The sequence below is a fragment of the Sphingobacterium siyangense genome, assembly GCF_023277505.1.
Classification (GTDB): Bacteria; Bacteroidota; Bacteroidia; order Sphingobacteriales; family Sphingobacteriaceae; genus Sphingobacterium; species Sphingobacterium siyangense.
The window spans coordinates 5087663-5100733 of the sequence record NZ_CP080574.1 but is presented as its reverse complement, the minus strand read 5'-3'; the positions used below and the strand labels follow the sequence as shown (position 1 = coordinate 5100733).

General features: G+C 40.9%; 16 protein-coding genes. 5 read left to right on the top strand and 11 right to left on the bottom strand.

What is annotated here, in order from left to right; all coding sequences use genetic code 11:
• Positions 1 to 9: 9 nt before the first annotated feature.
• On the bottom strand, positions 10 to 684 hold the full coding sequence (locus K2F45_RS21540; RefSeq protein ID WP_075993858.1) for a response regulator transcription factor: 675 nt from the start codon (positions 682 to 684) through the stop codon (positions 10 to 12).
• Positions 685 to 851: 167 nt separating this feature from the next.
• Here K2F45_RS21540 and K2F45_RS21535 point away from each other — a divergent pair, with 167 nt between their 5' ends.
• The gene (locus K2F45_RS21535) at positions 852 to 1376 is read left to right on the top strand and encodes a hypothetical protein (RefSeq protein WP_075993857.1); all 525 of its coding nucleotides are present in this window, start codon (positions 852 to 854) and stop codon (positions 1374 to 1376) included.
• Positions 1377 to 1500: 124 nt separating this feature from the next.
• Here the strand turns inward: K2F45_RS21535 and K2F45_RS21530 are convergent, their stop codons facing one another.
• Entirely contained in the window at positions 1501 to 2250 is a 750-nt protein-coding gene (locus K2F45_RS21530) for a hypothetical protein (protein WP_201667439.1), read from the bottom strand.
• Between the two features lie 244 nt (positions 2251 to 2494).
• Here K2F45_RS21530 and K2F45_RS21525 point away from each other — a divergent pair, with 244 nt between their 5' ends.
• Positions 2495 to 3619, top strand: coding sequence for a serine hydrolase domain-containing protein (locus tag K2F45_RS21525; protein ID WP_248932418.1), 1125 nt, complete (start codon positions 2495 to 2497; stop codon positions 3617 to 3619).
• 81 nt (positions 3620 to 3700) lie between these two features.
• Here K2F45_RS21525 and K2F45_RS21520 read toward each other — a convergent pair whose 3' ends face one another.
• The 4 genes from K2F45_RS21520 to K2F45_RS21505 all read right to left on the bottom strand — a co-directional run bounded on the left by K2F45_RS21520 (position 3701) and on the right by K2F45_RS21505 (position 8160).
• Positions 3701 to 4597 (bottom strand): 3-hydroxyacyl-CoA dehydrogenase, encoded by an 897-nt coding sequence (locus K2F45_RS21520; RefSeq protein WP_075993853.1) that lies wholly within the window; start codon positions 4595 to 4597, stop codon positions 3701 to 3703.
• A 64-nt stretch (positions 4598 to 4661) separates the two neighbouring features.
• Entirely contained in the window at positions 4662 to 6602 is a 1941-nt protein-coding gene (locus tag K2F45_RS21515; RefSeq protein WP_070567013.1) for an oleate hydratase, read from the bottom strand.
• 96 nt (positions 6603 to 6698) lie between these two features.
• Entirely contained in the window at positions 6699 to 7595 is an 897-nt protein-coding gene (locus K2F45_RS21510) for a helix-turn-helix domain-containing protein (protein WP_070567170.1), read from the bottom strand.
• 64 nt (positions 7596 to 7659) lie between these two features.
• Positions 7660 to 8160, bottom strand: coding sequence for a GNAT family N-acetyltransferase (locus tag K2F45_RS21505; RefSeq protein ID WP_075993852.1), 501 nt, complete (start codon positions 8158 to 8160; stop codon positions 7660 to 7662).
• Positions 8161 to 8377: 217 nt separating this feature from the next.
• Between K2F45_RS21505 and K2F45_RS21500 the strand changes: the two genes are divergently transcribed.
• Genes K2F45_RS21500 through K2F45_RS21490 form a run of 3 tightly spaced genes read left to right on the top strand, consistent with a single transcriptional unit; the run spans position 8378 to position 9300 of the window.
• The gene (locus K2F45_RS21500) at positions 8378 to 8677 is read left to right on the top strand and encodes a GNAT family N-acetyltransferase (RefSeq protein WP_248932417.1); all 300 of its coding nucleotides are present in this window, start codon (positions 8378 to 8380) and stop codon (positions 8675 to 8677) included.
• Positions 8661 to 8828, top strand: coding sequence for a GNAT family protein (locus tag K2F45_RS21495; RefSeq protein ID WP_248932416.1), 168 nt, complete (start codon positions 8661 to 8663; stop codon positions 8826 to 8828). The genes K2F45_RS21500 and K2F45_RS21495 overlap by 17 nt, the downstream gene beginning before the upstream one ends.
• 19 nt (positions 8829 to 8847) lie before the next feature.
• Positions 8848 to 9300 (top strand): VOC family protein, encoded by a 453-nt coding sequence (locus tag K2F45_RS21490; RefSeq protein ID WP_248932415.1) that lies wholly within the window; start codon positions 8848 to 8850, stop codon positions 9298 to 9300.
• Positions 9301 to 9316: 16 nt separating this feature from the next.
• On the opposite strand, the gene K2F45_RS21485 is transcribed toward K2F45_RS21490, so the two are convergent.
• From K2F45_RS21485 to K2F45_RS21465, 5 genes are all read right to left on the bottom strand, one after another.
• Positions 9317 to 9856: a GNAT family N-acetyltransferase gene (locus K2F45_RS21485; RefSeq protein WP_075993849.1), complete on the bottom strand. Its 540-nt coding sequence runs from the start codon at positions 9854 to 9856 to the stop codon at positions 9317 to 9319.
• Between the two features lie 3 nt (positions 9857 to 9859).
• A complete protein-coding gene (locus K2F45_RS21480) occupies positions 9860 to 10222 on the bottom strand; it encodes a DUF4180 domain-containing protein (protein ID WP_248932414.1) in 363 nt (120 codons plus the stop codon).
• Between the two features lie 111 nt (positions 10223 to 10333).
• On the bottom strand, positions 10334 to 11257 hold the full coding sequence (locus K2F45_RS21475; RefSeq protein ID WP_248932413.1) for a Dyp-type peroxidase: 924 nt from the start codon (positions 11255 to 11257) through the stop codon (positions 10334 to 10336).
• A 73-nt stretch (positions 11258 to 11330) separates the two neighbouring features.
• Complete coding sequence (locus K2F45_RS21470) at positions 11331 to 12152, bottom strand: alpha/beta fold hydrolase (protein WP_248932412.1); 822 nt, start codon at positions 12150 to 12152, stop codon at positions 11331 to 11333.
• Positions 12133 to 12918 carry a class I SAM-dependent methyltransferase gene (locus K2F45_RS21465; protein ID WP_248932411.1) on the bottom strand — a complete coding sequence of 262 codons (786 nt, stop codon included), beginning with the start codon at positions 12916 to 12918 and terminating at the stop codon, positions 12133 to 12135. The genes K2F45_RS21470 and K2F45_RS21465 overlap by 20 nt, the downstream gene beginning before the upstream one ends.
• Positions 12919 to 13071 lie beyond the last annotated feature (153 nt).

The window sequence follows — 13071 nt, the reverse complement described above, 5'->3', positions numbered from 1 at the left end:
CTCACTATTTTAATTTTCCCATTTGTAGCCCGTACCGTATACTGTTTTGATATAAGATTGACTTCCGGCGTCCTGTAGTTTCTTTTTTAAATTTTTGACATGAGCATAGACAAAGTCATGGTTATCGAGCATATCAGCAATGTCGCCAGACAAGTGTTCCGCTAAGGTGCTTTTTGAAATCACTTTATTTTTATTGCCGATAAAAAACATCAGCAGATCGAACTCTTTTTTGGTCAATACAATAGGAAGATCATTGACAATAACAGTTTTTGCAAGTAGATCAATCTGTATTTCATTTTGCACAACAATATTTGAGCTGTTGAATTGTTTCCGACGGATCAGGGAATAGATTCGTGCTGTGAGCTCAGATAAATGGAAAGGCTTCGTTAGATAATCGTCGGCCCCCAGTTGTAGTCCATGAATTTTGTCGTCCAGTGCATTTTTTGCAGAAATGATGATCACACCGTCCTGCTTTCGCTGCGTTTTCAACTCTTCGAGTAGTTTTAGACCATTTCCATCTGGTAGACCGATGTCCAGTAAGATACAATCGTACTGATATAACTGAATTTTGTCTAGAGCATCCTGTAAAGTTGGCGCAAATTCGCATAAATACTGTTGCTCGCTAAGGTATGTTGCGATGCTTTTGGCCAGCTCCAATTCGTCTTCTATGATCAAAATCTTCATGTGGTAAAGATAGAATTTCAATTTAGTAGAAATTTAGAATTTATTTCGCAATGATCTATCAATTTTGTTCATTTTTATTTCTTGTCCTACGACAAGTGTAATCGCTATTGAAACGTGTAATTTTAGTATAAATCAGTTATTTAGTGTTTAAAAAAAATCAAAACGAAATGGATAAACCGAAATCATTAAAATTAGAAATTATCATTCCTGCTTATCGCATGCACAGTCAAATTTTTCTAAATGCGTTGGATGGCGTTTCGGAAGAAGATGCATTAAAACGAATTGATGGACAGACCAACCATATCGTATGGATGGCGGGTAATTTTGTAAATGTGCGTTATGCTATGGCCCATGTTCTTGGGCTTCAGGAAAATGATCCTTACCATGAGCTATTTTTTATGGGAAAGACACTCGATGAAAGTTATCACTATCCCAGTGTGCTGGAATTAAAAGAAAATTTTATATCGATATCACCGAAAGTCTATGCTGCTTTGCTGCAAGTGGACGATACGCAGCTGGCTGAACTATTTAAAATTAATATGAATATCCCTTTTATTGAAGAGGATAAGCTAAATTTCGTAGGGATGTGTATCGGCCGGGAGGATTATCTGGCCGGTCAGATTGCCTTGATGCGAAGGATGCTGCACTATCCGGGCATGAAATACGATATTGACGAAAAAATCCAGTACTAAAAATAGAGACTCAAGATCGGCCGCTGCTTAAAACGTCCGATCTTGAGTTTTTTAAGTATGGACCTGGTCGCATGATCTGTCTGCGCTGAGAAGTCAATACGTTGGTTATACCTAGAAATAAGGTTTACTCGCTACCTTTTATCGTCAATATAACACCTGAATATTTCTCGTGGTCTTTACCGATATAGAGCAGATCGACTTTTTTTGTCGCAGCATCCTCGAGCTGTTTTTTCAATAGATTTAAATCCATTTTTTCTGTTTTTTCCTGCCATTCATCGGTCGATTGAGGCTTGAACGAAGCGATGTTCTTCATGTCAAAAAGTGCGGAATTTGTGTCGAGCTGCTTTGAACGATGTATAAAAATAGTGTCACCCACGATTTTATCTATTTTTATCCAACCTGCGGGAAGTCCATCAATGCTGTTACCATCCTGATCGGTAAAAAAAGTAGCACCATAAAGCTGTCCTGCCTTTAGTTGCTTCAAATTATCGATCATCTGACCCACTGCTTTTTCCTGTTGTTGATTTCCCAATTTATTCTTAACGCCATAAATAACTGCCCAGATAAGGATTGCCGCAGTGACAATAAGAAATCCTTTCCATAACTGAAAATAGGGGATACTATATTGACTTTTGAACGCTTTGATCTCTGCTTTTAATTCATCTGAGTAATTCCGTGCGTGAATCAATTTTCCCTGTTCGTCGTAAAGTCTGGAAAGTTTGACAAATCCACCGCCAAAAGGTAGGCCTATAAACCGACGGGCCGGTGTAATAATCTGCAAGGTGAAATTTCGTGGCGCGTTTTCTTTTTTTAAGGTTGCTGTTACCGTTTTTTCTGCTAATACAAAGTCGTAGATACTGAAAATAAAAAACATAGTCTGTCGTGATTTTTTAATAAAGAACTGGGGGAAGGATTCCGACCAGTTCGACTTCATGAGAAATGAAGCATAAAAGCAAAATTAAAAGAAATAAATAAAAATCCATAAAAAGACCCGGGCATTGCAAGAAAATTTCGATTTTTGAAGGGTACATTTTTGAAAAGCAATAAGATCAAATTGATTTAATACGCTGTGCCTTTCAGGAGGCTGACAATATAAACCGAAATGTGCTGTATAAAATATGATAAACCTAAAACTGAGTTTTATTTTGATCTGTGTAACAAGTGTTGTTATGGGGCAAAAAATGGATAAATCAAAATTGGATAGCACCATTGCAGGCTATTACAAGGACCCGACAGCTCCGGGGATTAGCTGTGCAGTTAGCCAAAATGGTCGTCTTATTTATCGTTATGCAATTGGGCTTGCAGATTTGAAGGAAAAACGTGCAATCACATCCAGCTCACATTTTCGCCTGGCATCGGTAAGCAAACAGGTGACTGCACAGGCGATATATACCTTAGTGATTCAAAAGCGTTTAAAATTAGAGGACCCATTGGCTCTTTTTTTTAAAGATCTGCCAGTCGCGCTGAAGGATATTACTGTTGCGCAGCTTCTGCAACATACATCCGGAATCTGGGACTATGAAGAGCTTATTCCGAAAGAGCGGAAAGATCAGGTATCGGATAAGGATGTGCTGAAGTATATCCGGCAGACCAATCGTTTATATTTCCCTTCGGGAAGTCAATTTCGCTATAGCAATACAGGCTATTGTCTTTTATCGCTGATTGTCGAGCAAGTGGCAAAAAAATCCTTTGCTTCATTTGTCAAAAGTCAATTGTTTGAACCCCTAGGCATTAGCAAGGGAATGGTCTATGAACCGGGCGCGACGGTTGATGAACGAGTCTACGGTTATCATCCGACGGAAGGTTCCTACCTGTTTGCCGATCAGAGTGTGACGAGTGCGACACAGGGGGATGGGGGTGTTTATCTCTCTGCCGAGGAATATCATACATGGGCCAATTTTTTGGTAAAAGATCGGTTAATACAGCCGGGACTGGAGCAATTGTTCGGTCAAATGGCCTACCCGGTAAAGGATGGAATAGCGTATCATTTCGGCTGGTTTATTCAAAAAAATGCAGGTCATAAAATATTGTTTCATTCAGGTGAATCTACCGGGTTTCATCATATCGTATATATCGATGTACAGAAAGACCTTGTGGTTTCACTTTTTAGCAATCGTGATGATTTTATGATCGGTGAAGCCTTTGATGCCATCCTTAAAACAATGGGTATCAGTAAACCGGTATTGAATGGACAGCATCGCTCAACTTTTGCATGGTTGAACGGAGTATATGCGAATGAGTGAAAGAGGGACGCGGATTGAAATAAGCATAAACAACAAATCGTCACAGCTCCACCTGCGACGATTTATTGTTTATGAAGAGACCTACTTTAAAAAGTCGGGCGATTGATAGGCCGGATTGGGATAGGTATAGAACCCTTCCCCAGTAGCGACGCCCAATTTGTTTTTGTCTATAAAATGCTCTTTGAGATAGGCCACTGTTTTGATCTTTAAAGGGTCATTTGTTGCTTCGGCGCTCATTTTATTGATATTATAGGCTGTTGTGATGCCAACGATATCGAGTATGCCGAAGGGGCCTGTTGGCGCTCCAGTGGCAACCATCCAGGTTTTGTCGATCGTTTGGGCATCCGCCACTTCGTTGACCAAAAGATCCGTTGCCGCCGAAAGTAATGGTACAAGTAAGGAGTTTACAATATAGCCAGGCTGCTCCTTATGCAGCGGTAGGGCAACCATGCCAATGGATTTTGCAAAGTTTACAACCTGCTCAAATACCGCTTTGTCTGTACCCGGATGGCCCATAATTTCTGCTGTATTGTGCTTCCAGATTTCATTGGCAAAATGTAGCGCCAGGAACTTCTCGGGACGACCGGTTTCTTGGGCAAATTGACTTGGCAGCAAGGTTGAGGAGTTTGTGGCAAAAATGGTTTTCTCCGGAGCTACTTTCGCTAATTCCTGATAGAAACCAATTTTAATGGCTGGGTTTTCGGGAACGGCTTCGATAAGAAGATCTGCTTTTGCTACCGCCGCGGCAAGATCTGAACTATAGCTGAGCCTGTCAAAGGTTGAAGCCAGTTGTTCTTTACTCGCATGAAGATCTTTCTCGAATGCCTGCGCCAAAATATCGAATTTTGCTGCAGCTTTTTTTAATACATCGTCGTTGATGTCGTATACGGTGACATGATAGCCATGAAATGCTGTTTGGAAAGCGATTTGATAGCCTAAAACCCCACTGCCAGCTATCGTTATATTTTTAAAGTCCATGATGTTATTGTTTTTTCAATTCGTAAAAATCTGCGCCACGGAACCATGGCGCAGGCTGTGATTCTTATCCTTTAATTCCTTTTAACCAATCTTTGAATTTGGTGATCTGCTCTGTCAGGAAAGATTCATGGTCTTCTTGTTCCTCAGAACCGATAGGTAGGATATGTTCAAAATAAGTGCCTTTTAGCATTTTACGTAGTAAGCCTTCGCCCACAAATGGTTTGTCATCATTTAATGTTTTGGCTGCTTTCAAAAGATGGCGGATGTCGTATTGTAGGGGATTGATATCCGGAACCTGCTTGTTTAAGTTCAGCAGTTCATATACCGCAATACGTGCGGTACGTACCGAGCTTTCCATGGTAAAGACAACGTCGTTGTTGGTTTCGACAAACTGACCGATCAAGCCCAGGTTTTTACATCCTTCAGGTACGACTCTCGGACGATCGCCTTTTGCTCTTGGCATAAACATCGAGGTGATGTAAGGCATGAATGTCGTACGCACAATCGTATTTTTGATGACATCGTCCAGTTGGTCGATAATGCCCAAATGGTGACATAGTTCGGCTAGAATTTCATCTCCGGTACATTGTGGCATTGGCTTTTTGATGTAATTTCCTTCTTTATCCATAAATAAGGCATATACCCACAGCACAAGAACATCATCCGGTTGGCCAGGGAAGTGTGGCTGTCTATTACAGGTGAAACTCATCAACCAATTGGAATCGGTAATGGTAATAATACCGCCAGTAACAGTTTTGCCGGAATAAGGGTCGTTGACGGAATATTCTTTTAATTTTTCGACTAAAGCCGAAGGTTTACATGTCAGGGTCGCAGACTCCCATGCTGATTTTTCGATGTTACTGCAGAACTTTTCGGGTTTACCAAAGATGGCGGATTTGGCAGCCAGATTTTTCCAGAGTTTCCAGCCTGCACTTTGACCGCTGCTGCTGTTGTCGATAGCGATGATCGGTGCATTTTTGTTGTCCCCGTAGAAGGTATCTTCTGTCATTGATCCGGTTGTCACAATGACGAAGTCGTCTTTTCCGATTGGAATTTTTACTTCTTTGCCATCTTGTTCGGTAATCAGGGCCTCCACAACTTTTCCATCGGTATTGCTTTGGATATCCAGGTCTTTAACCAATACATTGAATCGAATGTTTACACCTTTGCTTTGAAGTACTTTACGCAAAGGGGTTACAAAGGTGTCGTATTGATTGTATTTCGGAAATACAAGGGATGAAAGATCATTCAATCCGTCTATCGCATGTAAAAAGCGGTGCATGTACAATTTCAGCTCAAGTAAACTATGCCAGTTTTCGAAAGCGAACATGGTACGCCAGAAGGTCCAGAAATTGCTGGATAAAAATGACTCGCTGAAGTAGTCTTCGATGGTTAAGTCATCTAGATCTTCTTTATTTTTGAGGAGCAATCGAATGATGGCCAGCTGATCCAATTTACCCAAGCCAAACTTGCTGAAATCTTTTATCTCACCAAGTTTATGAATAAGCCTTGCTTTGGAGTAGTTGGAGTCGTTGTCATTGATCAAGCGGTACTCGTCCAGAACACTGTAGGGGGCAGGCATTTCCAATGCAGGAATGTCCTGAAACATATCCCAAAGATTTTCGTAGGTCATATCCATTTCCCTACCACCGCGGATGACATAGCCGTCGGTTGCATTACCGGCGCCATCTAACGAGCCGCCTTCCACATGGAGCTGTTCAAGGAATGTGATGTTTTCAGCAGGAACATGACCATCACGTATAAAATAGTAGGCGGCAGACATCCCTGCTATACCACTTCCGACGATGTAGATTTTACTGTCTTTATATGATTTTGGTGGAATACCTTTATTGCGTTGATAATTTCCGATCTGATCAGAAAAGGGCATCGATTTTTTCGGTGTGTTACGTTGTTGTTCTTTGCTTGAATCAGGTTCATGATTTACATTTCCATATTCAGCAGATGCATTTAATACTTTGTCGAATTTTGAGGTGATTTCTTTCATGATTCTTATGTTTTTTAATTCTTGAGTAAAGTTACTAAGACCACCTTAATCATTTGTGCCCTCAAATTCGCTATTGTTCTACCGAATTTCCTCTATCTACATATTTTGTCGCTTTCTGTATTCAGAAGGCGATAAGGTGGCGTATTTTTTGAAAAAACGACCAAATGCGGAGATGGAATTAAATCCGATTTCATAAGAAATTTCTGAGATTGTCTTTTCGGGATTCCCGAGTAGCACATAGGCTTCTTTAAGTACATGCTCATCAATAATTTCATGTGGCGTTTTACCTGATGCTCTTTTAACAACCTGAATGAGGTATTTGTTTGAAATAAATAACTGGTCGGCGTAATATTGTACCTCTTTGTATTGGTTGCTATGTCGCTGAACCAGGTCTATAAACTTATAGAACAAGTTGTTGGTCTCCTGTACACTCTCCATTGTATCTTGGTCTTTAGATGCCAGTTCGTCAGCGATTTCTAACAGGAGATTGAAAATAACCGTGCGGATGATATCTGCTGTAAAATGCGTTGTTCTTAAAGTAACTTCTTTGAGGTAGTCTATTAATTTTAAGAGCTTGTCAATTTGTTTGTCTTGGGAAATGACTATGGTAAAGGTTGAATTTTTAAAAAGCCCCAGTTGTTCGATAAAGAATGGATTGACAATATGTTTAAGCAGGAATGCTTTATCAAAAAAGAGCAGCTTCATTCTAAAGTCGGGGCTGACCTGCGAAAACCGGAAAATTGTTGTTGGGGCGGATACGAGGATGTGATTTGTCGAGATATGGTATTCCTGATTGTCTACCTGAATATTGATATCGCCCGCCGTACAGATACAGATGGCATAATAATCAATACGAAAAGCATTGCTTGGGTATTCAAAAATTGGATTTCCAGAAGAAATATAATAGGGGCGGTGGCAATTTACGCCAAAGAATGATAAGGTATCTTGAAGACTTTCGTGTGTGTGATAAGTTGTTTTTACCTTAAACTTCATTGACTTTTTGTTCGGTTTGGGCATATACAGTTCCTATTGTTTTAAATATTCGAATGGGCTTTGTTTATTCGGATGCTGTCCGTTTGAGCATGAGTTTTTCTGTGGCAATATCGTCTTCTATCCCGACGAAGAAACTTTTGAATCCGAATTTGCTCAGTAGTCGTCTCGATGCGGTGTTATCGGGATCAATGATACCAATCACATCTTTGCCTGGATTTAATGTTGTGGCAAGGGCAAGCATCGACTCGCAAATCTGTGTTCCCAGCCCCTTTCCCCAATGTTCTTTGCGGAGCAAATAGCCAATTTCGAATACACTTGGATCTTTTTTGTAGTTAACAAGCTTACAGTCGCCTAAAAGCTTTAGCGTATCCGCTTCGATTACTTTAAAATAGCCCAAATCAGGATCCTGGTTGATTTCTAGAATAGAATCGAATTTTTTCCGGGCCTGCTCTTCGGACAATCCTTTGCCGGTAATGTATTTCATGACATCATCCCCTTTAACCAAGTCGTGGAAAGCGTCAAAATCTTCCGGGAGATATTTTTTGAATAGAAGTGTGTTGTACATGGCTAATGCGTTTATTTACAAGATAAGGTTGTTTTCTCTGAAATCAAATTATCGGAACCTAAATCATCATCTTTCTGTCTTATTTAACTTTTTCATGATTTTAGTTCTCCAATTTAACTTACATTGTCTTTCTGTAAAGCGGAAGGGAAGCTTTTATAAGAATGCTATCCCGTAGCGATACGGTGTAAATAAGAATTTTTAGAGGGAGATAATCGTTATGGAAATAAGAGCGGCAAGTGAAGCCGACTATGCGGCAATCCTGCGCATTTGGGAAAATTCGGTTCGGGCAACACATGATTTTTTGAAAGAGGAGGATCTTCAGTTATATAAGAGACTGATTCCAACCGAGTATTTACCACAATTAAAGGTATATGTCATAGATGACGATGGACAGCCTACTGCTTTTTTCGCTGTCTCCGATGATAATCTGGAAATGTTATTTGTGGATTCAGCCTACAGGGGAAAAGGTATTGGGACTGTGGCACTACAGTATGTGCTGGATGCTCCAGGTGTATAAAGTTGATGTCAATGAGCAAAATCAGCAGGCTGTTGATTTTTATCTGAAAAAAGGATACCAGCTTATCGGACGCTCAGCTGTAGATGGTATGGGCAAATCCTATCCGATCTTGCATTTACATCACGAGAGCGCTATCAATGGATTGAAATAATTTTAAAATGAAATAACTTATGATACAAGGTTTATACGAAACGCATATTCAGGTGCGTGATTTAGCTAAATCGGTCGCATTTTATACGGAGGTATTGGGATTGCGTGTGGCACATCGTGATCCGACACGTCCTATTGTTTTTTTATGGATTGGAACCGGCAAAGAATATATGTTGGGGTTGTGGCAGGAAGAAACAAACTTTCAACCGAGACATTTTGCTTTTAGAGCGGATAAAGAGGATATCTTGAACTATGCCGTGGACTATCTGAAAACACGTGACCTGACACCTTATAATTTTTTAAAGGATGGGATCGAAGCACCGATGGTCTTTGCATGGATGCCGGCATTGGCCATTTACTTTAATGATCCGGATGGCAACCAATTGGAGTTTATCGCAGTTTTGGAAGGGGAGGGTAGGCCCGAACTGGGCGTGCTATCTTATGCCGATTGGATCAATCGTACGACACAATAAGTCGCGAAGAGACGACTTATTGTGTTGAATCCCATTCTTCGGCAAGGATTGCAAAGACCACGTCATCTTCCCATTGACCGTTATGGAAATAGCTTTTTACAAAATGAGCTTCCTTTCGGAATCCCAAACTTGTTAAAAGCTGCATGGATGCCTTGTTTTCCGGAGCTACCGAGGCCATGATCCGATGTTTATGATACTGACGGAACAGGGCCTCTATAACTGTTTTCAGTCCTTCTTTGGCATAACCCTGTTGCTGGAATTCTTTTTTTATGGTACAGCCCAATTCCACCTGCAGGTGTTCAGTACCAAAAAAATGAACGCCAATATCGCCGATTACTGCGTTTGCTATTTTGTCGGTCATAACGAGCTGAAACCAGGACTCTGGAAGATTGAATGTGCCCGGATTTTTAGCAATAAATGCATCGACTTCTGCCAAAGAGTCTGGAATCCAGCCCTGGTATTTATTGGTTTCTTTATCCGAACGGTAACCGAATACGGCCTGACTATCCTCCGCCATAATGGGGCGAATCGCTAATCTTTCTGATTCAATATGCATGACTTAACGATTTGAAAATCTGGCTATCGCTTCTTCACGCGTACCTACAAAATTGATTTTCTTTGATTTATTGCTTTCGTAGATAAAATCGTTTAGACTTTTGCTGTTGTATCTGGAGAAATCGCCAACGATGGCAATGTCAAAGCCATACTGCGTATATTTTTGAAGAATTTCACCGGCAAGTTTTGTTTTAAGTTCGAAGAAATCGTCTGTGATGTTCTCTTGATAAATAATTGCTTTGTATGCTTCTTGCGCGCCACAGTCGACCATAATCTGTAGACCATCATCGAGATTATGGATAAAGACGCCTGAACCTTTAACTTCAGCAATGTTTTCGTCAGCTAGCTGAATAATAGTGATTTCCATTTTTTTTGTCGTGTAGTTTTAAAAATAAATTTGTGGGACCATATTCCATGATCCAGTGCTCTACGTTGGGAAATCCTGTTGGAAATGATCTGCTTCGCGGATAAACAGGTTTTAACCTGCAAATTCTTTCAGCATATTAATTGTTGGACAGAAGAACAGGGAGCCGGTATGCGCCGTACTAAAGTCCAGTATTCTATCGTAATTCCCTTCGGGTTCACCAATAAACATTCTGTTCAGCATCAATTGTACGGTACTGAATGTGCTGGCGTAAGCGATAAAGTAGGTTCCCATTTCATTTGTTGCGATTTGCCCAAAAGGCATATTGTCGCGAACAATTTTCAAATCGTCACCGACATTGGCTAGGGCCGAATGTGAATTAGTCGGTTTTTCATCGTCGCCCATCTCAATATCGTTTGCTTTGCTTCTGCCGATGACCTTCTCCTGTTCAGGGACGGGTAAAGAACGCCAGGCGTTCATGTCGTGAATATATTTTTGTACAAATAAATAGCTTCCACCCGTATAGGCTACATCCTCATCACCAACGATACCAAAGAAAGCACGATCCTCACCAAGGGGATTTTCTGTTCCGTCAACAAAGCCCAAGATACTTCGGCCGTCCCAATATCTGAACCCATGAACTTCCTCCTTGCAATCGGCAACGGGACTTAATAAGGCTGCTATTTCGGTCGCCATGTCAATGCAATAGCTTTTTTCATAAGCACGAATATGGAAATGTAAATCTCCGGGGGTAGCCACAGCAATATGTTTTTGACCGATGATAGGTTCGAAAGGAACCAATTCCTTTGGCATAGGTTCGTTGAGTTCAAGCTTTTTCCAGGCATGGTGGCTTATGCCCAATACCACACTTGCTTTCACAAGATTTGAACGTACCTGTGCCGAATTGTTGAGATTGACAACCAATGCACATAAGCGTTGGAAGACATCCTTAATGACCACATTTTCGTGGAAATTCCATACCATAAACACCGTATTGTTGCTCGGTGTATCGATGACATTTTGGGCCTGATGATCCATAAGATAAGTTGTTATGTGTTGTACAGCCTTGCTAAGCTACAAATAAAATCGGTTGTACGGATAGACTTTTTGATTACTCGAATGCGGTTTTTTGATATAGTTTGACGATTTCATCAATGACCAGATCCGGTTCGTCATAAAAGACATGATGCTCCGCATTTTGAGCCAAAAGATAACGTCTATTGTTTTTTTGATCTGCAAATTTTTTAAGGGCAGCAATAAATAAACTGCGATCGGGTTCTTCAAAAGGTGATTTTCCTGAGCCAATGACAGTCATAGGAACATTGATTTTTCCTGCAACCTCATGTAAAACAGCCGTTGATGCTTCGTAGTTTAAAACGAGATGATAGAACCCTAAGCTTTCTTTTTTGATGTTATCGAGCTCACTGGCATATTCGCTCTTCAATGATTTGGATCGCTCCATGGTCATGAAATAAGGGGATACAATATCGATCATTACTGTGCCAACAACCTGACCGGGATTGGTCGTTATAAATTTCATCGTATAGTTACCACCGAAGGAATGGGCAACAAAAAAGTACCGATCACGATAGCCCAATTGCTGCAAAGCAGTTTTAAGATCCTTTACTTCATTTGTCAAGCTAATGTTAACGGTGTCTATTTCACTTTTCCCAAAGCCAGCCCTGTCATAGGTAATTAAAGGTGCGCCTAATTTGCTCGATAGCGGTTCCAATAACTTTCTCCAAACGGAAGCGTCATTTCCCGCTCCAGATTCAAAGACAATGGGGATACCTTTTCCTTCCATTAAAGTAAAATGAAGGCTATGGTTGCCTACATTGATCATGGTATCCCTGAGCTGTGCTTTTACGGCCAGCCCGGGGAGTATCAGTAGGAGGAAAACGGATAAAAGGAGATTATACTTTAGCCCGTACATCGTTCATTTTAAGTGTCATGCTTGTCGCTTCTGTCTCGATCCATTGGCTGTATTCGGCGATAGCCTGTAAGCGAAGTTCGTCGGAGATATACCCTTCCGTAACCATTTGTCGCGATTGGGCGACTTTGTTCCAGATGGCCAGATTGGTATCAAAGTTAGCTTCTCCTTTTTTGTAGGTCTGATCGGCATTGATAACCTGAACAGAATGGAAACCTGCTTCCTGGAGCAGTGCCGCGACCTCATCAGCAACGCGATTGTTCATACCTGCATCTGCTCTCCACTTCAGGAAAGTATGGTAAAATGTGAGCATACTTTCCGGAGGGGCGGGGTTCCATTCAATGGCGGTGTGATTGTAGTCTAAAATAGAAATTTGTCCTCCGGGCTTTAACCAGGATTTGAATAAGCCCAATGCCCTGGGAATATCACTTAACCATTGCATGGTGCGCGCCGTTATAATCAGGTCGAACGGATGTGGAGGCTGATAATCAAAAATATTGCTGCAGACCAGGTTCAGATTTTGGGTGCTACCATAAAGCTCATTGCCACTGTCGATAAAAGACGATGTATTATCGAGCCCGGTTATAGTTCCGTCGCCGATATAGCTTGCTACCTCATTCGTGAGCGTTCCGGTACCACAGCCTACGTCCAAGATTTCCATGCCAGGAGACAGTAAGGGAATAATCGTTCTATAATCGGAGGATAATGTTCTTCTTTCAAATATCTTATTGGCCTGTTGGTCTTTTCTGTCGATAAATTTCTCTTTCATTGGATTGGGTTTAGTTGACTGTAAATATAGCTTTTGCTTTCCGGTTAAAAAAACTTCTATTCGTTTAACCGTTTTTGTTACGCTAATCAGACCAACAGTTGAGTATATTCTTTGATTTGTTTATGGTTACTATCAGTCGAATATCCTATTCTC